Annotated in this window: 28 protein-coding genes; 19 read left to right on the plus strand and 9 right to left on the minus strand. The window is 62.3% G+C overall.

The window, feature by feature from the left end:
- The first annotated feature begins 30 nt into the window (after positions 1 to 30).
- From aceF to lpdA, 3 genes are all read left to right on the plus strand, one after another.
- Positions 31 to 1,692: a dihydrolipoyllysine-residue acetyltransferase gene (gene aceF / locus AC1DS5_RS09775; RefSeq protein WP_477718055.1), complete on the plus strand. Its 1,662-nt coding sequence runs from the start codon at positions 31 to 33 to the stop codon at positions 1,690 to 1,692.
- A gap of 85 nt (positions 1,693 to 1,777) precedes the next feature.
- The gene (locus AC1DS5_RS09780) at positions 1,778 to 2,371 is read left to right on the plus strand and encodes an MFS transporter (RefSeq protein WP_477718056.1); all 594 of its coding nucleotides are present in this window, start codon (positions 1,778 to 1,780) and stop codon (positions 2,369 to 2,371) included.
- The gene (gene lpdA, locus AC1DS5_RS09785) at positions 2,368 to 4,227 is read left to right on the plus strand and encodes a dihydrolipoyl dehydrogenase (RefSeq protein WP_477718057.1); all 1,860 of its coding nucleotides are present in this window, start codon (positions 2,368 to 2,370) and stop codon (positions 4,225 to 4,227) included. The genes AC1DS5_RS09780 and lpdA overlap by 4 nt, the downstream gene beginning before the upstream one ends.
- Positions 4,228 to 4,336: 109 nt before the next feature.
- On the opposite strand, the gene AC1DS5_RS09790 is transcribed toward lpdA, so the two are convergent.
- Positions 4,337 to 5,275 (minus strand): LysR family transcriptional regulator, encoded by a 939-nt coding sequence (locus AC1DS5_RS09790; RefSeq protein ID WP_477718058.1) that lies wholly within the window; start codon positions 5,273 to 5,275, stop codon positions 4,337 to 4,339.
- A 184-nt stretch (positions 5,276 to 5,459) separates the two neighbouring features.
- On the opposite strand from AC1DS5_RS09790, the gene AC1DS5_RS09795 reads away from it, so the two are divergent.
- From AC1DS5_RS09795 to AC1DS5_RS09810, 4 genes are all read left to right on the plus strand, one after another.
- Positions 5,460 to 6,662, plus strand: a complete 1,203-nt coding sequence (locus AC1DS5_RS09795) for an amino acid aminotransferase (RefSeq protein ID WP_477718059.1) — start codon at positions 5,460 to 5,462, stop codon at positions 6,660 to 6,662.
- A gap of 17 nt (positions 6,663 to 6,679) precedes the next feature.
- Positions 6,680 to 7,471 (plus strand): class II aldolase/adducin family protein, encoded by a 792-nt coding sequence (locus tag AC1DS5_RS09800; protein ID WP_477718060.1) that lies wholly within the window; start codon positions 6,680 to 6,682, stop codon positions 7,469 to 7,471.
- Positions 7,472 to 7,475: 4 nt separating this feature from the next.
- Positions 7,476 to 8,459: a 2-dehydropantoate 2-reductase gene (locus tag AC1DS5_RS09805; RefSeq protein ID WP_477718214.1), complete on the plus strand. Its 984-nt coding sequence runs from the start codon at positions 7,476 to 7,478 to the stop codon at positions 8,457 to 8,459.
- A 106-nt stretch (positions 8,460 to 8,565) separates the two neighbouring features.
- A complete protein-coding gene (locus AC1DS5_RS09810; protein WP_477718061.1) occupies positions 8,566 to 9,576 on the plus strand; it encodes a tripartite tricarboxylate transporter substrate binding protein in 1,011 nt (336 codons plus the stop codon).
- 32 nt (positions 9,577 to 9,608) lie between these two features.
- Here AC1DS5_RS09810 and AC1DS5_RS09815 read toward each other — a convergent pair whose 3' ends face one another.
- Positions 9,609 to 10,172 (minus strand): C40 family peptidase, encoded by a 564-nt coding sequence (locus tag AC1DS5_RS09815; RefSeq protein WP_477718062.1) that lies wholly within the window; start codon positions 10,170 to 10,172, stop codon positions 9,609 to 9,611.
- Positions 10,173 to 10,468: 296 nt separating this feature from the next.
- Here AC1DS5_RS09815 and AC1DS5_RS09820 point away from each other — a divergent pair, with 296 nt between their 5' ends.
- Complete coding sequence (locus AC1DS5_RS09820) at positions 10,469 to 11,656, plus strand: PQQ-dependent sugar dehydrogenase (RefSeq protein ID WP_477718063.1); 1,188 nt, start codon at positions 10,469 to 10,471, stop codon at positions 11,654 to 11,656.
- 15 nt (positions 11,657 to 11,671) lie between these two features.
- On the opposite strand, the gene AC1DS5_RS09825 is transcribed toward AC1DS5_RS09820, so the two are convergent.
- The 4 genes from AC1DS5_RS09825 to AC1DS5_RS09840 all read right to left on the minus strand — a co-directional run bounded on the left by AC1DS5_RS09825 (position 11,672) and on the right by AC1DS5_RS09840 (position 13,655).
- Positions 11,672 to 12,148, minus strand: a complete 477-nt coding sequence (locus AC1DS5_RS09825) for a RidA family protein (protein ID WP_477718064.1) — start codon at positions 12,146 to 12,148, stop codon at positions 11,672 to 11,674.
- Between the two features lie 95 nt (positions 12,149 to 12,243).
- Positions 12,244 to 12,555 (minus strand): DUF167 domain-containing protein, encoded by a 312-nt coding sequence (locus tag AC1DS5_RS09830; protein ID WP_477718065.1) that lies wholly within the window; start codon positions 12,553 to 12,555, stop codon positions 12,244 to 12,246.
- Positions 12,556 to 13,191 (minus strand): LysE family translocator, encoded by a 636-nt coding sequence (locus AC1DS5_RS09835; RefSeq protein ID WP_477718066.1) that lies wholly within the window; start codon positions 13,189 to 13,191, stop codon positions 12,556 to 12,558. It abuts the gene before it with no gap.
- Between the two features lie 89 nt (positions 13,192 to 13,280).
- The gene (locus AC1DS5_RS09840) at positions 13,281 to 13,655 is read right to left on the minus strand and encodes a hypothetical protein (protein WP_477718067.1); all 375 of its coding nucleotides are present in this window, start codon (positions 13,653 to 13,655) and stop codon (positions 13,281 to 13,283) included.
- A 193-nt stretch (positions 13,656 to 13,848) separates the two neighbouring features.
- On the opposite strand from AC1DS5_RS09840, the gene AC1DS5_RS09845 reads away from it, so the two are divergent.
- On the plus strand, positions 13,849 to 15,300 hold the full coding sequence (locus tag AC1DS5_RS09845) for an aminotransferase-like domain-containing protein (protein WP_477718068.1): 1,452 nt from the start codon (positions 13,849 to 13,851) through the stop codon (positions 15,298 to 15,300).
- Positions 15,301 to 15,409: 109 nt separating this feature from the next.
- Here AC1DS5_RS09845 and AC1DS5_RS09850 read toward each other — a convergent pair whose 3' ends face one another.
- Positions 15,410 to 16,063: a LysE family transporter gene (locus tag AC1DS5_RS09850; protein ID WP_477718069.1), complete on the minus strand. Its 654-nt coding sequence runs from the start codon at positions 16,061 to 16,063 to the stop codon at positions 15,410 to 15,412.
- A gap of 124 nt (positions 16,064 to 16,187) precedes the next feature.
- Between AC1DS5_RS09850 and AC1DS5_RS09855 the strand changes: the two genes are divergently transcribed.
- The 4 genes from AC1DS5_RS09855 to AC1DS5_RS09870 are packed head-to-tail and all read left to right on the plus strand — an operon-like array spanning position 16,188 to position 19,108.
- Complete coding sequence (locus tag AC1DS5_RS09855; protein WP_477718070.1) at positions 16,188 to 16,991, plus strand: MlaE family ABC transporter permease; 804 nt, start codon at positions 16,188 to 16,190, stop codon at positions 16,989 to 16,991.
- 18 nt (positions 16,992 to 17,009) lie between these two features.
- Positions 17,010 to 18,029: an MlaD family protein gene (locus AC1DS5_RS09860; protein WP_477718071.1), complete on the plus strand. Its 1,020-nt coding sequence runs from the start codon at positions 17,010 to 17,012 to the stop codon at positions 18,027 to 18,029.
- Positions 18,026 to 18,778, plus strand: coding sequence for a hypothetical protein (locus tag AC1DS5_RS09865; protein WP_477718072.1), 753 nt, complete (start codon positions 18,026 to 18,028; stop codon positions 18,776 to 18,778). Before AC1DS5_RS09860 ends, AC1DS5_RS09865 begins: the two co-directional genes overlap by 4 nt.
- Positions 18,779 to 18,799: 21 nt before the next feature.
- Positions 18,800 to 19,108 (plus strand): hypothetical protein, encoded by a 309-nt coding sequence (locus tag AC1DS5_RS09870; RefSeq protein ID WP_477718073.1) that lies wholly within the window; start codon positions 18,800 to 18,802, stop codon positions 19,106 to 19,108.
- Between the two features lie 23 nt (positions 19,109 to 19,131).
- Here AC1DS5_RS09870 and AC1DS5_RS09875 read toward each other — a convergent pair whose 3' ends face one another.
- Entirely contained in the window at positions 19,132 to 19,350 is a 219-nt protein-coding gene (locus AC1DS5_RS09875; RefSeq protein ID WP_477718074.1) for a hypothetical protein, read from the minus strand.
- Between the two features lie 282 nt (positions 19,351 to 19,632).
- Complete coding sequence (locus AC1DS5_RS09880; RefSeq protein WP_477718075.1) at positions 19,633 to 20,211, minus strand: TetR/AcrR family transcriptional regulator; 579 nt, start codon at positions 20,209 to 20,211, stop codon at positions 19,633 to 19,635.
- 160 nt (positions 20,212 to 20,371) lie between these two features.
- Between AC1DS5_RS09880 and AC1DS5_RS09885 the strand changes: the two genes are divergently transcribed.
- From AC1DS5_RS09885 to AC1DS5_RS09910, 6 genes are all read left to right on the plus strand, one after another.
- A complete protein-coding gene (locus tag AC1DS5_RS09885) occupies positions 20,372 to 20,839 on the plus strand; it encodes a nuclear transport factor 2 family protein (protein ID WP_477718076.1) in 468 nt (155 codons plus the stop codon).
- Between the two features lie 145 nt (positions 20,840 to 20,984).
- Positions 20,985 to 21,509 (plus strand): hypothetical protein, encoded by a 525-nt coding sequence (locus AC1DS5_RS09890; RefSeq protein WP_477718077.1) that lies wholly within the window; start codon positions 20,985 to 20,987, stop codon positions 21,507 to 21,509.
- Positions 21,510 to 21,514: 5 nt separating this feature from the next.
- Positions 21,515 to 22,777 carry an Hsp70 family protein gene (locus AC1DS5_RS09895; RefSeq protein ID WP_477718078.1) on the plus strand — a complete coding sequence of 421 codons (1,263 nt, stop codon included), beginning with the start codon at positions 21,515 to 21,517 and terminating at the stop codon, positions 22,775 to 22,777.
- A gap of 223 nt (positions 22,778 to 23,000) precedes the next feature.
- On the plus strand, positions 23,001 to 23,342 hold the full coding sequence (locus tag AC1DS5_RS09900) for a helix-turn-helix domain-containing protein (protein WP_477718079.1): 342 nt from the start codon (positions 23,001 to 23,003) through the stop codon (positions 23,340 to 23,342).
- The gene (locus AC1DS5_RS09905; RefSeq protein WP_477718080.1) at positions 23,339 to 24,682 is read left to right on the plus strand and encodes a type II toxin-antitoxin system HipA family toxin; all 1,344 of its coding nucleotides are present in this window, start codon (positions 23,339 to 23,341) and stop codon (positions 24,680 to 24,682) included. Before AC1DS5_RS09900 ends, AC1DS5_RS09905 begins: the two co-directional genes overlap by 4 nt.
- Positions 24,683 to 24,767: 85 nt before the next feature.
- Entirely contained in the window at positions 24,768 to 25,223 is a 456-nt protein-coding gene (locus AC1DS5_RS09910) for a DUF2721 domain-containing protein (RefSeq protein WP_477718081.1), read from the plus strand.
- Positions 25,224 to 25,237 lie beyond the last annotated feature (14 nt).

Here is a 25,237-nt window from a genome sequence, read left to right on the forward strand (position 1 = left end):
ATCAGCCAGCAAGCAATCGGAGACAACAATATGGCAGTGGTAGAAATTCAAGTTCCTGATATTGGGGATTTCGACGAAGTAACGGTTATTGAGTTGCTCGTCAAACCGGGTGACACCGTGAAGGCCGAGCAATCGCTGATCACGGTGGAGTCCGACAAAGCATCCATGGAGATTCCGTCCAGCCAGGCTGGCGTGGTCAAGGAACTCAGGGTCAAGCTCGGAGACAAGGTCAAGCAAGGTTCTGTCGTGCTGACGCTGGAAGCGTCAGCCGGCGCTGCGCCGGCACCGGCCGCAGCGGCAGCTGCACCGGCGCCAGCCACAAGCAGTGCCCCGGTATCGGCGCCTGCCCCCGCACCTGCGGCCGCCCCGGCAGCAGCTGTCGGCCCGGTCGAAGTCCGTGTGCCCGACATCGGCGACTTCAAGGACGTGTCCGTCATCGAGGTGCTCGTCAAGCCGGGCGACTCCATCAAAGTCGAGCAGTCCCTGGTCACCGTGGAGTCCGACAAGGCCTCGATGGAAATTCCGTCGTCGGCTGCGGGCGTGCTCAAGGAGCTCAAGGTCAAGTTGGGCGACATCGTCAACATCGGCGACCTGCTGGCCGTGCTGGAGGGCACCACGGCAACTGCCGGAACACCGTCAGCACCAGCGCCGGCTGCGCCAGTCGCCGCTGCACCTGTTGCTGCGCCAGCCGCCGCGTCGGTCAGCGCACCGGCTGCCGCAGCCTTGCCAGCGCATGAACCCGCCACGGCCCTGCAGGGCAATTTGCCGCACGCCTCACCGTCGGTGCGTAAATTCGCCCGCGAGCTTGGCGTGCCCCTGGCAGAGGTCAAAGGCTCGGGCCCGAAAGGCCGCATCACACAGGACGACGTGCAGGCCTTCACCAAGGCCGTGATGACCGGCGATACCCGGACCCAGGCGCAGGCCGCCAAGGCGCCCGCAGCCTCCGGCGGTGGCGTGGGTCTGGACCTGCTGCCATGGCCCAAGGTCGACTTCACCAAGTTCGGGCCAGTTGAGCGCAAGGACATGTCCCGCATCAAGAAGATCAGCGGCGCCAACCTGCTTCGCAACTACGTGATGATCCCGCACGTCACCAACCATGACGATGCCGACATCACCGAGCTGGAAGCCTTCCGCGTTTCGACCAACAAGGAAAACGAGAAGGCAGGCCTGAAGGTCACCATGCTGGCCTTCCTGATCAAGGCCAGCGTTGCGGCGCTGAAGAAATTCCCCGAATTCAATGCCTCGCTGGACGGCGACCAACTGGTTTACAAGCAGTACTACCACATCGGTTTTGCCGCCGACACGCCCAACGGGCTGGTCGTTCCCGTGCTCAAGGATGCCGACAAAAAAGGCGTGCTGCAGATCAGCCAGGAAATGGGCGAACTCGCGAAGAAGGCGCGCGACGGCAAGCTCACGCCCGCCGAAATGCAGGGCGCCAGCTTCACCATCTCGTCGCTGGGCGGCATTGGCGGGCGTTACTTCACGCCCATCATCAACGCGCCGGAAGTCGCCATCCTCGGCGTCTCCAAGAGCCAGATGGAACCTGTGTGGGATGGCAAGGCCTTCCAGCCGCGCCTGATGCTGCCCATGTCGCTGGCCTGGGACCACCGCGTGATCGACGGCGCCGGCGCCGCGCGCTTCAACGCCTATCTCGGACAAATCCTCGCTGACTTCCGCCGCGTTCTGTTGTGATGGCCCCCACGCTTTTCACTTCGTGTAAGGCGCTGCCCCCCGAGGGGGCGGTGCTTGCTTGGGGCGGCCCGGCGCTGCGCACGTCATGACAACACTTGTAGTCGTCAAGAAAGCGGGCCAGATTGCCATTGCCGCGGACACACTGGTCACGTTTGGCGATACCAGCCTGACCCACCGGTTTGAGGCCAACAGCAAGATATTCAAGGTGGATGCGCCCGTGGTAGGCCCGAGCTACATCGGGATGGCCGGCACGGTGGCGCACTTTCCCGCACTGCGCAAGGCCATGGCCGCGTTGCCCAAGGAGCAGCTCAGGCTGGGATCCCGCGACGAGGTGTTTGACACCTTCATCAAGCTGCACCCTCTGCTGAAAGACACGTTTTTCCTGCAAACCAAGGAAGACGACAACGACCCTTACGAGTCCAGCCAGTTCACCGTGGTGATTGCCAACGCCAGCGGCATTTACGGCCTCTACAGCTACCGTGAAGTCTTTGAGTTCAAGGAGTTTTGGGGCATTGGATCGGGCCGCAGTTTTGCGCTGGGGGCCATGCACGCCTGCTGGGACAAGGCCAAAACCGCCCGCGAAGTGGCCATGGCGGGCATGAATGCCGGTTGCGAGTTCGACAAGAACTCCGCTGGACCCGTTGAAGTATTTACTCTCAAATTGAAAGCCTCCAAATGAGCGCATCTTCGAGTCTCATCGATATCAAGGTACCGGACATTGGCGACTTTGACGAAGTGTCCGTGATTGAAGTGCTGGTCAAGGCCGGCGACACCATCAAGGCCGAGCAGAGCCTGATCACCGTGGAAAGCGACAAGGCATCGATGGAAATTCCGTCGAGCCAGGCCGGCGTGGTCAAGGAAGTCAAGGTCAAGCTCGGCGACAAGGTCAAGCAGGGTTCCGTGGTGCTGACCATTGAAGGCACGGCCGCGGCGTCTGCACCTTCTTCCCCGCCCCCTCTGGGGACTGCCGGCGCAACTGCCGCCGCGCCCCCACCCCAACCCTCCCCCAAAGGGGGAGGGAGTGACGCGCTTTCCGCGCCCGTTGCCAGTAGCTACTCCGGCACGGCAGACCTCGACTGCGACGTGCTGGTGCTGGGCGCGGGCCCTGGCGGCTATTCGGCTGCGTTTCGCGCTGCCGACCTGGGCCTCAAGGTCGTGCTGGTGGAGCGCTACGCGACCCTTGGCGGCGTCTGCCTCAACGTGGGCTGCATTCCGTCCAAGGCGCTGCTGCATGTGGCGGCCGTCATGGATGAAGTCAGGCATTTCGACAGCCTGGGCGTGAGCTTTGGCGAGCCGGTACTGGACATCAACAAACTGCGCACGCACAAGGAAAAAGTCGTCGGCAAGCTGACGGGCGGGCTCGCCGCCATGGCCAAGATGCGCAAGGTCACCGTGGTCCGCGGCTACGGCAGTTTTGTCGGCGCGCACCATGTCGAGGTGCAGGAAACCTCGGGTGCCGCGCAAGAGACCACCGGCAAGAAGCAGACCATTGCCTTCAAGCATTGTGTGATTGCCGCGGGCTCGCAAGCGGTGCGCCTGCCTTTCATGCCCGAGGACCCGCGCGTGGTGGACTCGACGGGTGCACTGAACATGAAAGAAGTGCCCAAGCGCATGCTGATCCTGGGCGGCGGCATCATCGGCCTGGAAATGGGCACGGTCTATTCCTCGCTGGGCGCGCGCCTGGACGTGGTTGAAATGCTCGACGGCCTGATGCAGGGCGCCGACCGTGACCTGGTCAAGGTCTGGCAGAAAATGAATGCACCGCGCTTTGACAACATCATGCTCAAGACCAAAACGGTGGCGGCCAAGGCGACCGCGGCTGGCATTGAAGTCAGCTTTGAAGGCGAGGGCGCTCCCGCACCGCAAACCTACGACCTGGTGCTACAGGCCGTGGGCCGCACGCCCAACGGTAAAAAGATCGCGGCTGAAAAAGCTGGCATCAGCGTGACCGACCGCGGCTTCATTCCGGTCGACATCCAGATGCGCACCAACGTGCCGCATATCTTCGCGATTGGCGATGTCGTGGGCCAGCCCATGCTGGCGCACAAGGCGGTGCATGAAGCGCATGTGGCGGCTGAAGTGATTGCCGGCGAACTGCAGGGCAACAAGGAACTGGCGAGCGCCGCTTTCAATGCCCGCGTGATCCCGAGCGTGGCGTACACCGATCCCGAAATTGCCTGGGTAGGTCTGACCGAAGACCAGGCCAAGGCGCAGGGCATCAAGGTCAAGAAAGGCCTGTTCCCCTGGACGGCCTCGGGCCGCGCGATTGCCAACGGCCGCGATGAAGGTTTCACCAAGCTGCTGTTTGACGACAGCCCCGAAGCGCATGGCCATGGCAAGATCCTCGGTGGCGGCATTGTGGGCACGCACGCCGGTGACCTGATTGGTGAGATTGCCCTGGCGATTGAAATGGGCGCGGATGCCGTCGACATCGGCAAAACCATCCATCCGCACCCTACGCTCGGCGAGAGCATGGGCCTGGCGGCCGAGGTGGCGCACGGCAGCTGCACGGATTTGCCGCCTGCGCGGAAGTAAGGATCGAAAAATTCGCTGAAAACGCTACAAATTCAGTAGCTGGCCGCGCAGATTCCGCAAGGACTGCGCGGTTTTTTTGTGCGGCAATAACGCGCGTGTGCGACTTGAATCATGGCTTGCGCCGGAACTGAGTCTGCATATCCCGATCCCAACGCAGCAAGCACGGCGCCAGGAATTCAGCAAAGCCGTCTGCCGGTGGAGACAGCGCGCGCGCGACGGGTCGATAAATGCAGACATACCGGATCGTCTCTGGCTCGACTATGTTTCGCATGACGAGGCCAAATGTCGCCGCCAGCGGGGCGACGTAGGTCGGCGCCAGCGTTGCGGCAAGTCCATGCGAGGCCAGACCGAACGCGGTTGTGACGTTGTCAACCACATCGATGGGGATGATGCGCGTGTCCGCCGGCAGGTTGACGAACATCTGCGCGACACCGCCTTCGTGGTCACGCCCGGTCGTGACCAGCGGCACATCGCGTAAGTCTTGCCAGCGCACGCGGCTGAGCTGATTGAGCCGATGGGTCGGGGCGCACCACAACACCCAGGGGGTCGCATAGACCTGTTCGCAATGAACCTCGTCCCCCGTCGGGCGGTCCGGGCCAATCGCGAGATCCACGTCGCCACTTGCGACGCGTGCGACGAGTTGCTCGACCGGTGTGTCACAGATCCGCACGATGACTTTGGGCTTCTTGCGCGCATATTCAGCGATGGCCGCCGGCAGTGCCGTGCTGGCCAACACCAACGGCGCGCCCACGCGCACGATGCCCGCGGCGCGGTTGCGAATATCGTCCGCCGATTGAGCGGCCGCTTGTACATGGCGCAAAACGGATTCGGCCGAAGATAGGAAATCTTTGCCCGCACTCGACAGGCTGACACGCCGCGTCGTGCGGTCGAACAGCCGGAAGCCCAGCTCCGACTCCAGTTCAGCCAGTAGCTGACTCACGGCCGAGGACGTCAGCCCGAGCCGTTGCGCCGCCGCGCCGATGCCATGGAGGTCGGCGATGGCGAGAAATGCTTCGAATTGTCGAAGGGTGACGCGGTTCAGAGGCATGGGCGTATTGTAAAGAAAAACTTACGAATGCCGGAAAATCGATTGATTGTTCAGTGTGGCGTTCCGATCGACACTCTTTTTACGACGCGCCACTCCCAACCCGATGGCCGCCCGCAGCGGACCCGGTCGTCTCACCTGTCTCGCCCATTTTTTAACTTATCCAGCCCACACGAAGAGAGTCACCATGTTCGAACATATTCCCTCCTATGCCGGCGACCCTATCCTCAGCCTCAACGAGGATTTCCAGCGCGATCAACGCGAGAACAAAGTCAACCTCAGCATTGGCATCTATTTCGACGATGCAGGCAAGCTGCCGGTAATCCGCGCCGTCGGCACCGCGGAAAAGGAAACGCTTGAGGTCATAGGTCCGCGTCCGTATCTGCCGATGGCGGGCCTAGCGGCCTACCGCGACGCGGCGCAGGCACTCGTGTTTGGCGCCGACAGCGAGGCGCGGGCGCTCGGTCGGATTGCGACCTTGCAAACGATAGGGGGATCTGGCGCACTCAAGATCGGCGCCGATTTTCTGAAACGCCATTTCCCGTCTTCCCAGGTCTGGATCAGCGATCCGAGTTGGGAAAACCATCGGGTCGTGTTCGAAGGTGCGGGCTTCATCGTGAACAATTACCCCTACTACGATCCGCACACGGGAGGCGTGCGCTTTGCCGAGATGCTCGATGCGCTCAAGCGCTTGCCAGCGCAAAGCATCGTGTTGCTGCACGCATGTTGTCATAACCCGACGGGGGTTGACTTGAACGATGGGCAATGGGGCGAACTCATTCCCGTGTTGCAGCAGCGGCGCCTCATCGCATTCGTTGACATGGCCTATCAGGGATTCGGCGCAGGGCTGGACGAAGACGCATCCTGCATCCGCTTGCTCGCGTCCGCTGGCGTGCCGCTCGTGGTTGCCAATTCGTTCTCCAAGAATTTTTCGCTTTACGGCGAGCGGTGTGGCGCGCTCAGCGTGCTGTGCGAAACGGCCGACGAGGCGGGCAAAGTATTGGGCCAACTGACATCGACCGTGCGCGCCAACTACAGCAGTCCTCCAACCCACGGCGCGCGCATCGTCGCCAGCGTGCTGGCCACGCCATCTCTGCGCGCAGCGTGGGAGCGGGAATTGGGCGTGATGCGCGAGCGTATCGTCGCGATGCGGCACGCCATGCACGAGGGCTTGAGCGGCCACGCGGACGAACTCCTGCGGGCGCGCTACCTCACGCAGCGCGGCATGTTCACCTATACGGGCTTGACAGAAGCGCAGGTTGAACGGTTGCGTCAAGAGCACGCCGTCTATCTGTTACGTTCCGGGCGCATGTGCGTCGCGGGATTGAATGAACGCAACGTCGGCGAGGTGACGAAGGCGATCGCCGGCGTGCTCTCCAGCGCGGCTTGAACCGGGGCAAGGACATCATGTCGATGATTGAAAAAATCCCATCCCCTGCGCAGGATCGTCCCGCGATGCACCACGACGAGTGGCAAGCCCGGGTGCAACTGGCGGCCTGCTACCGTATCTTTGCGCTGCTCGGCTGGACCGAGATGATCTACAACCACATCACCCTGCGCTTGCCGGTCAGCGTCAGTGGAGATGAGCGCCAATTTTTGATCAATCCGTTCGGACTCCACTACAGCGAAGTCACCGCCAACAATCTCGTGAAGATCGATTCGCGTGGCAACATTCTGGATGGATCGCCGTATCCAGTAAATCCTGCCGGCTTTACCTTGCATGCGGCCATCCATGGCGGCGTGCAGGGCGCACATTGTGTGATGCATACGCATACGACGGCGGGCGTTGCCGTCGCCTGCCTTGAGCAGGGTCTGCAGCAATCAAACTTTTACAGCGCGCAATTGCACGACATGCTCGCCTACCATGACTTTGAGGGCATTACGATCCATCCCGAGGAAGGGCCGCGCCTGTTGGAACACATCGGTAACCGGCCTGCGGTGATTCTGCGCAACCATGGCTTGCTGACGTGGGGGCAGACGCTGCCGCAGACCTTCGCGATCTTGTGGACCCTGAACCGCGCGTGCGAAATCCAACTGGCCACGCTTTCGATGGGAGCGGCGCGCCTGATCCCCGACGCGGTGGCGCGAAGCTGCACACGCGACGCGTTGCAGTTCGATCCCCTCCACGGCGCGGGGCAAGACATGTTCGACGCCCTGGTGCGGCAAATCGATCGTATCGATCCCTCTTACAAGGAATGAAATGATGAAAATTTGTATTTATGGTGCCGGTGCGATCGGTGGTTGGATTGGTGTCAAGCTGGCCCAAGCGGGTTGCGAGGTGAGCGTGGTGGCGCGCGGCGTGACACTCGCGGCGATCCAGCAACATGGGCTCCGGCTCGACGAAGATGGCGCAAGCCATGCGGTCAGCGTGCGCGCGAGCGCGTCGCCGGCCGATCTCGGGCCGCAGGATCTCGTGATCGTTGCCGTGAAGGCTCCCGCGATGGGGGCCGTCGCGACGCAGATTGCACCCTTATTGAAACTGGACACGATGGTCTTGACGGCGATGAATGGCGTGCCATGGTGGTTTTGTGCCGGGCTAGATGGGAAAAATGCCGGCCAGCGCTTGAAGACGATCGATCCTGACGGCGCGATCGCCGCGGCCATTCCGGCTGCGCAGGTGGTCGGCTGCGTCGTGCATGCCAGTTGCCTGCTCAAGGAACCCGGCTACGTGCTTCACCGCCAGGGTCATGGTTTGATACTCGGCGATGCGGCAGGCCAGTCGGGAGCGCGTGTGCAATCGCTGTGCGCGAAATTGATCGCCGCAGGCTTCGATGCTTCGGTGTCCGAGCGCATTCAGCGCGACGTCTGGTACAAGCTTTGGGGCAACATGACGATGAATCCCGTCAGCGCGCTGACGGGGGCGACGACGGATCGCATTCTCAGCGACGATCTGGTGCGCGAATTCGTCACCTGCGTGATGCTTGAGGCAAAGGAAATCGGCGCGCGCCTTGGCGTGCCCATCGATCAAGAACCGGCCGACCGGCATGCGATCACGCTCAAACTGGGCGCAATAAAAACTTCCATGCTGCAAGATGTCGAAGCTCGCAGGGCGGTCGAACTCGATGCCTTGGTCGGCGCGGTGGGAGAGCTGGGCCAGATCGCCGGGGTGCCGACGCCATTCACCAACGCCTTGCTGGGCCTGGCGCGTCTGCAGGCGCGTACCTTGGGACTGTATCCGAAGGATTGAGTCGGGTCGCACGCACAGGCCGTCATGCCATCCGATCTTGTGGTGCAAACCCGATGGCTGTCGCAGGCTGCCTGGCCGAGAATGGCTGTTCTTATCTGGAGAAGCCATGTTCGAAGCCCGGTCCGTTGGTCGTTTCGTGGGTCGTTTGTCACGCCGCCGTTTCAACCTGGCCATCACGGCTGGTGCCAGTGCGGTGTGTGTGCCGCTGTTGGCCCAGCCTGCCTGGCCGAACAAGCCGATACGCCTGATCGTGCCTTACACGCCCGGCGGCTTCACCGACCAGATGGCGCGCATCGTCCAGGTCGGCCTGCAAAACCGCCTGCAGCAAACCGTCACGGTGGACAACAAGCCCGGCGCCAACAGCATCATTGGCGTGGACATGCTGGCCAAAGCCCCGGCCGATGGCAGTACGTTTGCGGCGGTCATCGCGGCCTATGCCGCCAATACCACGCTGTACCCCAAACTGCCGTATGACCCGCGCAAGGATTTAACCGGCGTCTCGTTGATGGGCGTGTCGCCGCTGCTGGCCGCCGTCAACAACGACGCACCTTTCCAAACCGCGAAAGAGCTGATTGACTACGCACGGGCCCATCCCGGCAAGGTCAGTTTTGGCTCATCCGGCAATGGCTCGGCCGCGCACCTGACCACCGAGCTGCTCAAGTCCCTCACCGGGACCTACATGGTGCACATTCCCTACCGCGGCGCCGTGCCGGCGCTCACCGATTTGATGGGCGGGCAGATTCAGCTGTTTTTTGATGCCGCCACCGGACTTATCAACCAGGGCAAGGCCGGCAAGGTCCGGTTGATTGGCGTGTCCAGCGATCGCCGCCTGCCGGCTGTACCCGACGTGCCGACCTTCATCGAGCAGGGATTTGCCGGCTTTACCGGCAGCACCTGGGCCGGCATGCTGGCGCCGGCAGCCACGCCCAAAGACATCATCAGGCGTATGTCGGAAGAAGTGGGGCGCATCATTCGCAGCGATGAAACCCGGGCCCGGCTGGACGCCATGGGCACTTTTGCCGCGGGAGGCACGCCGGAGGAATTTGATGCGTTTATTGCGGCCGAAACGGCCAAATGGGCGAAGGTGATCAGAGATGCCGGCGTCAAGGCCGACTGATCGGTGCACAGGCAGATGCTGCCTGCGCGGACCTATTCGCCAGCCGGGTTACCTGGCGGCGCGCTGCCTTGCACGCGGCGGGCGCCGTCAAAGCGGCGCGCCCAGTAGTCGACGCCCATGCTTTCCACCCGGACTTCTGCGCCCGGTTTGGGGGAGTGGATGAACTTGCCGTCGCCAACGTAAATGCCCACGTGGCTGAACGCGCGCCTCAGGGTGTTGAAAAACACCAGGTCGCCGGGCTGCAAGTCGTTTTTGTCAATGCTTTGAGTGGCCGCAGCCTGCTGCTCAGCCTTGCGCGGCAGCAACAGGCCCACGCTTTGCTCATAAATGGCACGCACAAAACCGCTGCAGTCAAAACCGGTTTCAAGGTTATTGCCGCCCCGTTTGTAAGGCACGCCCAGGAAGCCCATGGCATTGACGACCAACTCGGACGCCCTGTCGCGGACGTTCTGGCGAACCTGGTCAATTCGGGTGAGCAGGCCTTTGTCGGCCAGCAGCTTGTCCATGTCATCAGCAGAGTTGCCGGGCGCTGCGTGTGCACTGAGCGCCAGCAGGGCGGCAGAGGCAATGACGAGGGCAGGGGCAAACATTCGCATGGCGTGGAGCTTACTTGAAGGATTGGTCCTGCGTCAATCTCATGTTGTTTCTTGATTGCGATTACAACCCATTGATTTGTAACGACTTAACACGACCCAACACGACGATAAAGCCTCTCCTAATGAGAAAGTGCTATGTTTGTTTACGAAAACGACTACATCGGAGCCCGATGCGTTCACTGGCCCGAGCGGCAAAAACAGGCCCGCCGTGGGATTATCTGTCGGGAAGCCCACGTGAAAATTGATTCCAGGCCGTCATCCGTCACCCAGACAATGGACGCCGGGAAAGGCTATTGATGGAGAAAAATATGGCATTAACCGGGTTGAAACAGGCACTTTTAGCTATTATTTTTGTAGCAATTTTCACGCCTGCACCGTCGGCTCGCGCCCAAGACCAGGCGCAGCCTGTTCGCCCGGAAACCGTGGCGGCGGGCCTGGAGCACCCATGGGGTGTGGCTTTTCTACCGGGTGGGCGTTTTCTGGTGACGGAACGTCCCGGCCGGATGCGGGTGGTCCACCCGGACGGCAGACTGGGCGCCCCCCTCGCCGGGCTGCCCCGGATCGACGCGGGCGGGCAGGGCGGTTTGCTCGATGTGGTGCTTGACGCCGATTTTGCGAACAACCGCGGCCTTTACTTCTGTTTTTCCGAGCCGGCCACCACGGGCAACGGCAACAGTACAGCCCTGGCACGCGCTACCCTGAGCGCAGACCAGGCCCGCCTGGACGATGTCAGGATCATCTTCAGCCAAAAACCAAAATTCGCCAGTTCGGCCCACTTTGGCTGCCGCATCGTCGAAAGCCGCAGCCCCGGCGTGAACGGCCGGCCTGACGGCAAGCTGTTTTTGACCTTGGGCGAGCGTTTTTCGCGCCGGGAAGATGCCCAAAAACTCGACAACCACCACGGCAAGATCGTCCGCATCAACAAGGACGGCTCCGTACCCCCGGACAACCCCTTTGTCGGAAAGGCCGGGGCCTTGCCGGAAATCTGGAGTTATGGCCATCGCAATCCCCAAGGTGCCACGCTCACACCCGATGGCAGTTTCTGGATGCATGAGCACGGACCGCAGGGTGGAGATGAAATCAATCTTCCCCGGGCCGGCGCCAATTACGGCTGGCCGGTCATCACGTATGGGGAAAATTATGGCGGCGGCAAGATCGGCGAAGGCCTGACGGCCAAAGCGGGCATGGAGCCGCCCCTGCATTACTGGGTCCCGTCGATTGCGCCTTCGGGCATGGCGTTTCTGACCAGCGAGCGTTATGGCAAGGCCTGGCAGGGCAACCTGTTTGTAGGCTCGCTCAAGTTTGCCTACCTGGACCGCATTGAGCTGTCGGCGCCTTTCGGGGGCAAGGTGCTTCGTGAAAGCAAGCTTCTGGTCGAGGTGGGCGAGCGCATTCGCGATGTGAGGCAGGGCCCCGATGGCCTGCTTTATGTGCTGACGGACAGCCGCAACGGCAAGCTGATACGCCTGCTGCCTGGCGGGTAACGCGAGCGGAGCGGGCTACCCTGCTGCGGCAATGAGATCAAGCTCGACCGACGCATTCTTGGGGAGCTGGACGACGCCCACCGAAGTGCGCGTGTGAACGCCGGCAGGGCCCAGAACGGCATAGAGCACCTCTGACGCGGCGTCGGCGACCTCGCTTTGCTGGGTGAAGTCTTGAGCCGATTGCACGTAGACCGTCATGCGAAGAATGTGTTTCACACGCTCCAGGCTTCCGAGGCTTTGCCGCAGCAGTGCGAGCGCGCGCATGGCACAGACTTTGGCCGCCAGCTGGGCCTGAGGAACTGAAACTTCCGCTCCGGCGCGGCCCGTGACGACGACGGTATTTCCGACGCGCGGGATCTGGCCGCTGACGTAGACCTGGTCGCCGTGTTGCACGACGGGGACGTAATTTCCGCCGATTTTGATTTCACCGTCGAAGTTGTAGCCGAGTGCGGCTGCTGCGGCGGCGAACCGGGTTTCGCGTGAGTCTTCCATGAACTGTGGGTTCTTTCTGTGGGTTTCTTTGCAAGTGGTTCGGTTGCGTTTGACTGATGGGGAAACTATCCCGGCGGAGGGAAAACTCCCGCGTTTCACTTGGCGGTGAACACCGCGGGCAGTTTTTTGGGCGCCTTGATGCGCAGCTGCTTGTTGACGTTTTCCTGGCCAAACACCACCTCGATGTCGGCCACCGCCACACCGAACAGCGGCGCCAGGAAGCGCACCATGTGGTCGGTGGCCTTGCCGCTCTTCGGCGCGGCGGTGACGCTGACTTTGAGCTGCGTGCCTTTGGGCTTGCCAATGGCGTCGCGGCTGGCGGCGGGCTTGCCCAGGATGTTGACCACCAGCACATCCCCGTCCCAGGCAAAAAACGAGTCGCCGGTGGCGTTGCGCGGTGCGGCCATTCAGTTGGGGCTCTTCAGCCGCAACAGGCTGACGCCCAGCAGGCCGAAGGCGCCGCCGCAGATGCGGTTGAACAGGCGGGCCCGGTGGGCCGTGGCGAACCAGCGGTGGGTGCGCTTCGCCAGCAGCACGTAGGCCACGTGAGATGTCAGCACGCAGGCGGTGAAGGCGCTGGTCAGCGCGAGGAATTGCGGCAGCACCGGGGTGTCCGGATGGATGAACTGGGGAAACAGCGCGGTGAAGAACAGGATGCTTTTAGGGTTGGTCAGCGCCACCAGCAGGCCCTGCCGGAACAGGACGGCATTGGTTTTTCCGGGCTGCGCCTCGGTGGGCAAAGGCTTGTCGAACATCGAGGTTTTGCTCGTCCACTGGCGGTAACCGAGGTAGACCAGGTACACCGCGCCCAAGGTCTTGAGTACCGTAAACAGCCAGGCCGAGGTGTGCAGCAAGGTGCCCAGGCCCGCCATCGCCGCGCCGGAGACAGCGAACACGCCCAGCACATTGCCGGCAGAGCTGCACAGCGTTTTGCGCGGCCCCCAGGCGACGGCGTTGGAGACGGCCAGCAAAATGCCCGGCCCGGGGCTGAAGGCAGTGACCAGCGAAATGGTGATGAACAGGAGCCAGGCGGAGGGGGTCATGGGCGCAGAGTTGAGAAATTGGAAATGAAAAATCGGAAATGAGAGATGGCAGGAGTGAATTTACCCCAGCAAGGCAGTTAAGGTTTTTGTTAAACAGGCTCGGCGCCGCGAAATCGGGTGCCTGCGATCCTGGCGATTCCGGGAAAGCACCTGAGAAGCTTCTTGCCCGCCTTGCCAAGAGCGCGCATCGGCGATGGGCGGCCTTTCGGGCTCACCAGGCAAACGGCTTCCCCTTGCGGGCCGGCCGTCAGTGTGATCCAGCCGTCCTGCTCGATAAGGTGCACCTGCCCGGGTTCCAGCGGCGTCCTGGCGCGAAAGACCCGCTCGCCCAGCCAGAGCGGCGTGCCTATCACTACCAGGCTGCCCGAGGTGCTGAGCAAGGAGATCCCTGCCTTGGACCAAAGAAACAGGGATTCGCCAGCACCAAGCTGGAGAGCTTGCAGCGGCTTCGGGTGAACTTGCATGGGGAGCTCCATTCAGGAAAGGAAGCCCTTAGGTTAGTGACGATGCCTTATTCCCGACAGAGGCAATCAATGCCTTTCTGTATCGGTACAGATGGCTATTTATCCATCTGTTATGGTTCGATTTCGGCCCATCTGTGGCTGTGTCACTGCTGTCCCTTCACGGATCATCTGGTTTTACGGTTTTATTTAGTTTATGGATGCGCAACCGCTTTACCTCCGGCTCTCCAGCCACTACCGCCAAGCCATCCAGTCTGGTGTGTTGCTGCCCGGCCAGCGCATGCCCTCGGTTCGGGCCCTGACCCGGTTGCATCAGGTCAGCCTGTCGACAGCCGTGGAGGCCTGCCATACGCTGGAAGATGAAGGCTGGCTGGAAGCGCGGCCCCGTTCGGGCTACTTTGTTCTCAGGCGGCGCCGCGTGGACATTCAGCCGCCCAGTGAGCCCGAGGCCGGCCGCAAGCTGGATCCGGCGCAGTATGTCGGCATCCATGACCGTGTCTCGGACTATGTGGCCAAATGCAATGTGTACCCCCTGGTCACCAACCTGGCCGCCGCACATGGCCCACCCGAGGTCTATCCCTCCGAGGCTCTGAAGAACGCGGCCACCCGGGCCTTGCGCAAGCATCCCCACCTGCTCGTCAGCGCGGTGGATCTGCCCGGCGATTCACCGCTGAAGACCGTGCTGGCCCGGCGCGCGCTGGCCGCAGGTATGCAGTTGTCGGCCGAAGAGATTGTGGTGACGCACGGCTGTATTGAAGCGCTCAACATCGCGCTGCGGGCGGTGGCGCAGCCGGGCGATACCATCGCCGTCGAATCCCCGACCTATTACGGCTTGCTGCAGGTCCTGGAAAGCCTGGGCCTGCGCGCACTGGAGATTCCCACCAGTCCCAAGCTGGGCCTTTCCGTGGAAGCGCTGGACCTCGCCTTTCAGACACATGACAGTATCCGGGCCGTGGTGGTCATGCCCAATTTCCACAATCCGCTGGGCAGCGTGATGCCCGATGCGGAGAAGGAAAAGCTGGTGGCCCTGTGCGAGCGCCAGCAGGTGGCGCTGATTGAAGACGACACCTACGGCGCGCTGGGCCATGACGACATTCCACTGAAAGCCGCCAAGGCCTGGGACCGCAGCGGCTCGGTGATTTACTGTGCATCGCTGCGCAAGATTTTGGCACCCGGCCTGCGCCTGGGCTGGATGGCCGGCGGTCGCTGGCAGGCCCGCATCCAGATGCTCAAGTACGCGCAGAGCCGCTCCAATGAGGCGCTGGCCCAGATCACCGTGGCTGAGTTCATGGCCTCCAGCGCCTACGACCGTCACATGGTCCGCTTGCGCCACCTGCTCAATGTGCAGCGCGAACAGATGGCCGAGGCGATTGCGGCGCACTTCCCGGCGGGTACCCGACTGTCTGTACCCGGTGGCAGCATGTTGTTGTGGGTGGAGCTGCCGCCCGGCACCTCCGCGCAGGCCGTGTTCGACGCCGCGATCCGGCAGGGCATACGGGTTGCGCCCGGCTCGATGTTTTCCAACTCCAGCCGCTTTGACCACTTCCTGCGCATCAGTTGCGCCTCTCCGTTTTCCAGTGAGGCCGATCAGGCTCTGCGCAAACTGGCCGCCATCGTGTCGGCGCAGGTTCTGGACGCTCCGGTCTGAACGCGTGTTTATGTGTGGATGCGTATGGTTTTTGCCAAGCCCTTCACCAAGCTTTTTATTTTCTGATGCAGGCAGCTATCGCTTTAATGGCAAATGAAAAAAGAAAAGCCTAATGCGCAGCCTGCTGGCCACGCTTGACGAAAAACAGGCCCGCACCTACCGCCATGAGCAGGCCGCCAAACAGGCGGTTCTGCACCTTGATGGCGCGGGCATTTTTAAACAGGGGCTGCAGCCGGCTGGCGGCAAAGGCATAGCCGTGCATGACCACGGTGTCCACCGCCACCGTGGTCATGGCAATGACCAGCAGCTGGAGCCAGAGTGGGCGGCCCTGGCTGATGAACTGAGGCAGCACGGCCACCATGAAGAGGATGCCTTTGGGGTTGGTCGCATTGGTCAGCAAGCCTGTGAGGCAGCGTTTGCGCGATGACGGAACGCTCGCTTCGTTTGCCGGTGCGCCCACATCATCCGTCATGATGGCGTCCGGTGAACGCCACTGTGACCAGCCTATGTACATCAGGTAGGCGGCCCCCAGGGTTTTGACAATGTTGAACGCCAGCTCCGAGGCCAGCAGCAGCGAGCCAACACCTGCGCCGGCAACCACCAGGATCATCAGCAAACCGGCCTGCAGCCCGGCGATGGTGGCCTGCGTGCGTTTAACGCCATAGCTCAGGCCGTGGCTCATGGCCAGGACGGCGCCCGAGCCCGGTGAAATCGCTATCAGGATGGAGGCGAGGAAATAGGCGGTCCAGGTGTCAATGGCCATGGTTTTTTTGCGGTGATGAGGGGTCAGGGACGACGCGTACGGAAGCGGTTCGGAGAGGATGGAGAGGCGCGAAAACGCACGCCATCCTACATGCGTCAAGTTTACCCACAGGTATCATGGTTGAATGGCTTCAACGGCATCCTGGCAAGGTCGACTCACGCAAACAGGCCGTGCTGCCCAGCGGTGGGTGATCGAATGGTGGCGCCTGGTGCACCTGGGCGCGCTGATTCTGGTGCTGACGCTGTCGCCTTCGAGCTACAACCGCGAAAGCCGCCTGGTGCTGTCGCGCCACATCTACCTCAATACCGCGCCCATCCTGCTGGGGTTTACCGTGCTGTGCGCGCTGGTCACCGTGGTGCTCACGCGCATCGTGCTGGTCACGGCGCTGAGCTACGGCCTGTCGCAATACGCGCTGCAGGTCGTCATCCGCGTGCTGGTGCTGGAGCTGATTCCCCTGACCGCGGCGCTGTTTGTGGCGCTGCGCTGCACCATCCCCGACGGCGCCGAACTCATGGCGATGCAGGCCAGCGGCGAACTTGACGAGATGCGGCGCCAAGGCATCGAGCCGGTGCGGCGCGAGGTGCTGCCGCGGGTGGTGGCGGGCATGTTTTCAGGCATCACGCTGGCGGCCCTGAGCAGCGTGGTGGCGCTGGTGGTGGCCTACCTGGCGACCTATGGCTTTTCCCTGTCGGGCCTGGCCGCCTACACCCGTCTTTTTGGCCAGGTGTTCAGCCCCGCGGTGACGCTGATCTTCGTCCTCAAAACCCTGTTTTTCTGCCTGGCCGTGTCGCTGATCCCCATGGCCTCGGCCTTGTACGGCATGGCCGGCACCAGCGTACGCACCAGCGCCGAGATGCGCGGGCTGGTCCGCATGTTCGCCGTGATTTTGCTGATCGAAGTGGCCTCGCTGGTCGGCAACTACTATTGACCTGGAAACCGCATACCCATGAGTTCACCCCACGATCCCTCCACCCCGCCGGACCCCGGCTCGTCGGACCCGCTCCAGCCGGCGCGCGCGTCCGCCCCATCACCGGCGCAGGTGGCCAACCTGGAGTTCAAGGCACGGCTCCTGCTGATCTTTATGCTGCTGCTGGTGTGCGGCTCGGCGCTTTATGTGATGTATGCCCGGGGCGCGTTTGAAAGCACCCAGCGGCTGGTGTTGATTTCCGAGGACTCCGAAGGCGTCGTCGTCGGCATGGATCTCACGTTTTCAGGCTTTCCCATCGGCCGCGTGCGGCGCATAGAGCTCGCGGAAGACGGCAAGGCCCGTATCCTGGTTGATGTGGCCAGCAAGGACGCCCACTGGCTGCGCACCACCAGCGTGTTTACCTTGGTTCGCGGCATTGTGGGCGGCACCAACATTCGCGCCTACACCGGCCTGCTGAAAGACCCGCCGTTGCCCGATGGCGCAGTGCGAACCGTGCTCCAGGGTGACGCCAGCGCGGAAGTTCCCAAGGTCATTGCCGCTGCCAAGGATCTGATTGAAAACCTCAACACCCTGACGGGAAGCACCGGCGCGGTGGGCGCCAGCATGGCCAACCTGCAGATCCTGACCGAACGGCTCAACGGACCTGGCGGCGTGCTGACCGTCATGCTGGGCAGCGAGGCCGAGGCCCAAAAGCTGGTCGCTACGCTGGACCGCACCAACGCGCTGCTGACCAAGCTCGACGCCATTGCCGCCAAGACCGACACCCAGGTCTTTGGCGCCAACGGCGTGATGCCCGAAACCCGCGCCACCATTGTTCAACTCAACACCATGCTGGGCGAGGCCCGCACCAGCCTGAAAAAGGTGGATGCCCTGCTGCAAGACGCGCAGGCCGTCACGTCCAACGCGAAAGAGGCCACGGCCGACCTCGGCGCCTTGCGGGCCGATGTCGAGGTCAGCTTGCGCAAGGTGGACAGCCTGGTCAACGAGATCAACCGCAAATGGCCGTTTGCCCGTGATGCGGAGATGAAACTGCCATGAGTATCGCCATGAGCAACCCCCTGAAATTGACGGCGCTCTTCGGAGCGCTTGCCCTCTTGTTGCTCAGCGCGTGTGCCAGCGGCCCGAAGCCGCCAGACTGGCAACTCGAAGCAAAAGGTTCCATGGAGCGTTCCGTGGCCGCTTATATGGAAGGCAATTCCCGTGTGGAACAGGCCGAGCTGGAGCGCGCACGCAGCCAGCTCGCGCGCACCGGCCGCGCCGACCTGCTGGCCACCGCAGAACTGCTGCACTGCGCCACCCGTGTGGCCAGCCTCGTGTTTGAACCCTGCGCCGGCTTTGAAAAACTGCGCCAGGATGTGCCGGCGCCGCAACGCGCCTATGCAGATTACCTGGCCGGGCGAATTCAGCCCCAGAACGTCGCCTTGCTCCCGGCGCCACAACGCGCCGCTGCGGTGGGCGATGCCGGTGCCCTGAAGTCCATGGCCGATCCGCTGTCGCAACTGGTCGCCGCAGGTGTGCTGCTGCAAACCGGCAAGGCCAACCCGGCCGTCATCGGGCAGGCCATCGACACCGCCTCGGCCCAGGGCTGGCGGCGTCCGCTGTTGGCGTGGCTGGGCGTGCAGGCCCAGCGTGCAGAGCAGGGCGGAGACCTCGAAGAAGCCGCCCGGTTGCGCCGGCGCATGGACATCACGCAGAGCAGCGCTTCAGGGGCAAAGTCGTCCGCAAAAGAAACCGCAAAAGAAGCTGAAAAAGAACTTGCCAAAGAAATGCCGAAAGAAAACAAGTGAGTAACAAGTGAGTAATGCCAGTTGAGCTACACCCTCAAGCTTTACGCCTTTGAGGACGCCTCCCACGAGGAACTGCAGGCGGCGGAGCGGCGCTTCAAGGAGGCGCTGGAGGCCACGCTGGGAGACGCCAGCCTGGTCGCGCCCGTGTATGCCGCCTACATGAAGCTCGTGGCGACCTATGGCGAGACACCGGCGGAAGATGCCCTGACACCCGCTGAGCTTGAAATCTTCAGCCAGTGGCAGGCCGCCGAATCCGCGGCGATGACGGCCGCCCTGGGGCCAAACCGCTACATGGGCGATGCACAGTTCGAGATTCGCGCCCTGACTTGAACACTGAACGCAGCGGGGCCTGTTTAAGGCGAGCGGCTCAAACGCGGGGACGCCAGCGCTTGCAGCTGGTCGTCAATGGCTGTGCCCAGGTCCGGCAGGCGCGGCAGCAGTTGGGCTTTGTCCAGTGCCGCATGCAGGTGGCGTAAATCCTTGCTGCTGGTGGTGGCCTTGATCTGGGCCAGCGCCGCCGAGGTATTGCCGCTTTTAACAAGTGCCAGCATTTTTGTAACCCATTCACTCATGGCGAACCTCTGGTTGGTGCTTGGTCAGGTGAGGCTGCATGTGTTTGTCCGGGTGTTGTTTTGCTATTAAAAGCATAGCTATATGCCGCTGAATATGTTGGGCTTGAACGTTGCTTTGTCAAAAGATTCCAGTCCTTGAACGGGATGGTAGCGCCATTGGGTTCACGCAGCAATCGGTGGCGCCACGCTCCGCGCCAGCGGGCTGCGGGCAGCGGGTGCAGCGGGACCTGAGCGTCGCTACGGACCTCATGTCGCAGCCGGGTCGCGGTTTGCCGCGTTGGTTCAGCTTTTGGGGGAGGTTTTGCCGGCTGACTCCAGCGCATCAAGCAACTGGCGCAATCCGGCAAGCGCCGGGGCGCTGCCATCCATTTGCGCCCGCACAATCGCGCCGTCAACGGCCAGCGCTGCGGCTGCGGCTGTGTCTTTCCGGCTCGGGTTGTCAGGCAGCAGGTCGGCGATCACCTGCCGCATGTCCTGCTTGTGGCGCTGCGCAATCTGCACCACGCCGGGCAGGGTGCTGCCGACTTCGGCCACCGCGTTGATGAAGGCGCAGCCGCGAAATGCCGGTTCATTGAACCACTCGGCCATGGCGTTCCAGAGCGGCTTCAGCCCGCCGCCCGGTGTCGCACCATGGCGCCCCAATGAATCGACAAACCATGCCATCCAGCGCTCGTGGCGGTAATCGAGAAAGGTTCGAATCAGCTCGTCCTTGCTGGGAAAGTGCCGGTAAAAGGTGAGCTTGGCCACGCCGGACTCGGCAATGATGCGGTCGATGCCGGTGGCGCGCAGGCCGTCGCGGTAGAAAAGCTCATGCGCGGTCACCAGGATGCGTTCACGCGCGGGCAGGGTCGAAGCGTCCATTGGAGCATCCATTCAAACGTCCATTCAGATTGCGATGAAGGTATTGTAGACAGGTCTGTCTACTTGTGTCAAAATTCTGACAGGTAGACAAGGCTGTCTACTTTCTGCGTATTCACTCTGTATTCAACTACCCAACTGTCCAAAAACTCAAGGAGTCCTCATGGAAACAAGGCCGCCACTACCACCTTTTACTTTCGAAACCGCCGTGCAGAAAGTGCGCGCTGCCGAAGACGGCTGGAACTCGCGTGATCCGCAGCGGGTGTCGCTGGCCTACACACCGCAGAGCAAATGGCGCAACCGTGCCGAGTTTGTCACCGGCAGGGAAGAAATTGTCGGCCTGTTGTCGCGCAAGTGGGCCCGCGAGCTGGACTACCGCCTCATCAAGGAACTATGGACTTTTGGTGGCAACCGCATTGCGGTGCGCTTTGCCTACGAGTGGCATGACGACGCAGGCAACTGGTTCCGCTCGTACGGCAATGAGAACTGGGAGTTTGACGGTAATGGCTTGATGGCCGTGCGGCACGCGAGCATCAACGACCTGCCCATCAAGCCGGCCGACCGCAAGTTCCATTGGCCGTTGGGCCGCCGGCCGGATGACCACCCGGGTCTGAGCGATTTGGGGCTGTGAGCCGACGGGGGCGCTGGGCCTTTGCGCTGAGGCCTCTCCCCGTAGCGCTCGCCCGGTTGGGACGCGCAGTAAAATCTGGCCCCCGCCCCACAGTGCCGCTCATCAAGCTGGCATGGGCCTGCCTTTTGACCTGAGTGACTGAGCATTGACCGACTCCCGCATCCTGCCGCCTGACCTGGCCGCAGAACCCGCTTCCCCGCATTTCCCCAAAACACAAGAGGCCCGCCTGTGGCGTGGCGATGGATGGACGGCGCAAGTCCTCAAGAACGAAGACGACGACGGCTGGGCGGTCGCCATGATCAAGGATGGCGAGCCGGAGCCAGCGCTGGTCGGCCCCTGGACCATGGGGCGCGACAAAAAGAACCCCAAGCCGCTTGACGGGCCGGCGTTCAGCACGCTGGTCAAAACCGCTTCGGAATTTGTCCGCAGGCATGAGCAGCAGCTGCATGCCACGCTGCACCAGCGCATCACGGTGACGGCAAAATCATCCAGAGTCACCGTCTCGCTCGATATCGAGCCCGATGAAGACAACCCCCATGCCTTGCTTAGCGCCCATGATGAAGGCGGCGAGCAACTGGCGCAGGTCCGCGTGCTGCCGTCTTTCAAGCTCAACCGTGCCAGCGCGGTGACCTGGGTCGAGAACGACTTTCGCAGGCCGGCTGAGCGGTGAGTACCTTGGCTGACGCATGCGGGATTGACTTCGGAACGTCCAACTCCACCACGGGCTGGAGGCGGCCCGGGCAAAGCTCCCAATCTTCCCTTTTGCTGCCGCTTGAAGACGGCAAGCTGACACTGCCCTCGGTGGTTTTTTTCCACGCCGAAGATGCCCACGTCAGCTATGGTCGTGCCGCGCTGGCGGACTACCTGGCCGGGCATGAGGGGCGCTTGATGCGTTCGCTCAAAAGCCTGCTCGGCACCTCGATGATGGACGACCACACCGAAGTCATGGGGCGGGCCTTGCCGTTCAGGGATTTGCTGGCGCAGTTTGTGGGCGAGCTCAAGGGCCGGGCCGAGCAGGCGGCCGGGCGTGAATTCACTCGCGCCGTGCTTGGGCGGCCGGTATTTTTTGTGGACGACGATCACAAGGCCGACCAGCGGGCCGAACGCACGCTGGAAGAGATCGCCCGCAAGGCCGGCCTGCGCGACATCGCTTTTCAGTACGAACCGATTGCTGCGGCCTTTGACTATGAGTCACAGATCACCCGTGAAGAACTGGTGCTGGTGGTCGATATTGGCGGCGGCACCTCCGACTTTGCGTTGATCCGGCTATCGCCCGAGCGCGCCGGCCGACCGGAGCGGCGCGACGACATCCTGGCCAGCGGTGGCGTGCATATTGGGGGCACGGATTTCGACAAGTACCTGAGCCTGGCCAGCATGATGCCGATCCTGGGGTTTGGCAGCCTGCTGAAAAGCGGCCGCGAAGTTCCGTCAGCGCAGTACTTTAACCTCGCGACCTGGCACACCATCAACCAGGCCTATAGCAAAAAGTCCTGGTCGCAGATCAGCGACATGCACCGCGAAGCGCGTGACAAGGTCAAGCTGGAGCGGCTGCAGAGCGTGGTCAGGCAGCGCGCCGGCCACTGGCTCGCGCTGCAGGTTGAAGAGGCCAAGATCACCCTGTCGAACGCAGCCGAGGCGCAGATTGACATCGGCCGCATCGCTGCCGGGGAGACGGTGACGCTGCAACGGGCGGATCTGGATGGCGCCATCGAGGGGCTGGTGGCTTCTGTGGCGCAAACCGTGGCACGGCTGCTGCGTGACGCCGGTGTTGCGGCCTCAGGCATTGACACGGTGTTTTTCACGGGTGGCTCCAGCGGCGTGCCTTTGCTGCGCGAGAGAATTCTTGCGCTGATGCCCGACGCCCATTGGGTGGAAGGTGACTTGTTCGGCAGCATTGGGGCTGGGCTTGCGCTGGATGCCAGCCGCAAGTTTGCCTAGCAGGGCACCGAAGCACTGATAGGTCAAGAAGGGCAAGAGCACCTGATTGAGCCCGGAGTTGCGCAGCCACCCTCGCCTTCAAGACTGAACAGGGCTGGCCTCCACCATGTAGCGTAGCAATAGTTTTGTATTGTTATTTGCAAAAAAGAATAGTTAAATATTGCATTTCTAGGATTGATAGATAAAATACTATCCATTACATGGAAAAAGATACTTTTTTATCATGAAAACCCTGTTTGAGGTGGCTACCAGGCTGGAGGCCGAGCGGCAGCGCCTCAAGCTCGACTACCAGGCCATTGCCGAGAAGACCGGGTTGACGCCCCTGTCAGTGCGCAGTGCCTTGCAGGGCCGTACCGCACCGCGCATCACCACACTGATGGCCATTGCCGACCAACTTGGGCTGGAAGTGCTTTTGTTGCCCAAAGTCCTTGCGGCGGGGCTGGAGGCGCACGCGGGTGCGGGTACTGGAGAGGGGCCTGAGCCGGCGCTTTCCCAGGTGGATCGCATCATTGCGCAAACCCGGCTTCGCTCCCAGGCCGGCGCCAAAGGCCAACAGCCCAAATGAACGTCCTGGCACTCGACATCTACGTGGGCTCCCTGCGTGCCGGGCTGCTGTTCCAGTACGGCACGGGTAACACTGCGCTCACACGCTTTGTTCCTGACCCATCCTTCTGGTCACGGCCTGACGCACCGGTTCTTTCGTGGGCCGCCACCGATGACGACCCCCAGCGCCGTGAAATCTTCTGGCGCAGCTACGTCAGCACGCCTTTTTTCAATGCGGAAGGTGGCCGCCTGCCGGCTTTTTTCCAGAACCTGCTGCCCGAAGGGCCGCTGCGCCGCCACCTGGAAGAGCTGCGCGGCTGCGGGCCGGGTGACCACTTCGACCTGCTGGCCGCGTGCGGCACCGACTTGCCAGGCAATGTCTATGCATACCCCGCTCACCTGGATACCGCCGCACTCGCCGCTGTGGTGACCCAGCACAACGATGCGCTGGAGATGTCCGTCACGGCCGACCCCTTGCCCGAGGCCACCTCCTTGTCGGGCGTGCAACCCAAGCTTGCACTGGTCGCGCAGCACGGGCGCTATGTGGCGCGGACCCGGGACGTGCAGGGCACGCACATCATTGCCAAGCTGCCGACGGTTGAATATGCCTTGCTGCCCGAGGTGGAGGAGTTGTCGCTGCGGCTGGCGCAGGCCGCGGGCGCAGACGTCTGCACCGCATGGCTGGCCCCCCTGGAGCAGATAGTGGCCGAGCAGCCCTTTGTACTGGGCGAAAGCAGGCATTTCCTGGCGGTCAGGCGCTTTGACCGCGGGCCCGAGGGACACATTCATTGCGAAGACTTCGCGCAGATCCTGCGCATACAACCCGAAGAAAAATATACGCACCCGGCCGCCACTTACGCCACCATGGCCAGCACGCTACGGGGCGGCATGGGTCTGGGGCAGCGGGGGGAGGATGCAGCCGAAGAGCTGATCCGCCGCGCAATGATCAATGAGATGCTGGGCAACTACGACGCGCATGTGAAGAATTTCGGGGTGCTCTACCGCGATGGCCGCACACCGGAACTGTCTCCAGCCTATGACGTGGTGGCCTATGCCGCCTACCTGGGGGGACGCGGCCATGCCTTGCGCTTTGTGCCCGGTGGCGAAAAACAGGCGCGGCTCACTCCGCAGACCGTGCGCAGCTTTTGCAACGCCGCCGGCATGTTCGAGACCCGCGTGCGCGGCGTGCTCAATGACGCAGTGGGAAAAGCCTGCGCCGCCTGGCCGGCCCTGATTGAAGGCAGCACTTTGCTGGACAAGCAAAAGCAGAACCTGCTGCGGCATTTTGAAGCCTGCGACGCGGTGCAGAGCTGGCGGCGCAGGCGCGCAGGCAGTGCCGGCCGCAAGGCTGCTGCAGGCTGAGCCTTGCCGGGTTCTTGCACGGTGCTTGCTTGCCGTTTGACAATACATCACCCCTGAACTTCACCCCCGAAATCTGGAGCCTCCCATGAATTTTGCGCCCGACCTTGCGACGGTCACCCACGGCATTCAACTGGCCGTAGCGCCTGTGTTTTTGCTGACCGCGGTGTCTGGAATGATCGCCGCCGTCGCTGGCCGCCTGGCCCGCATCATTGACCGGGCACGGCTGCTTGAAAACCGGCTGGAAGCGGGCGGCGTGGAGGAAAACCGGGCCATGAAGATGTACGCCGAACTGCAGCAACTGAGGCATCGCGGATGGCTGGTCAACAGCTGCATTGCCCTGCTGACTTTTTGCGCGATGCTGATTGGCACCACCATTATTTTGCTGTTTTTGGGCGAGACGAGTGAGCTGCCCACCCTCAAGATCGCCACCGTGTGCTTTTTGTCCGGCGTGGTCTGTTTTCTGCTGGCCTTGGTGTGCTTTTTGGCCGAGACGCTGCTGGCAACCCAGCTGCTCAAGTTTGCGCAACTGCCTGCCCGGTAGTGCGGCAATGCCAA

It is taken from the genome of Polaromonas sp. P4_H1 (assembly GCF_056400945.1).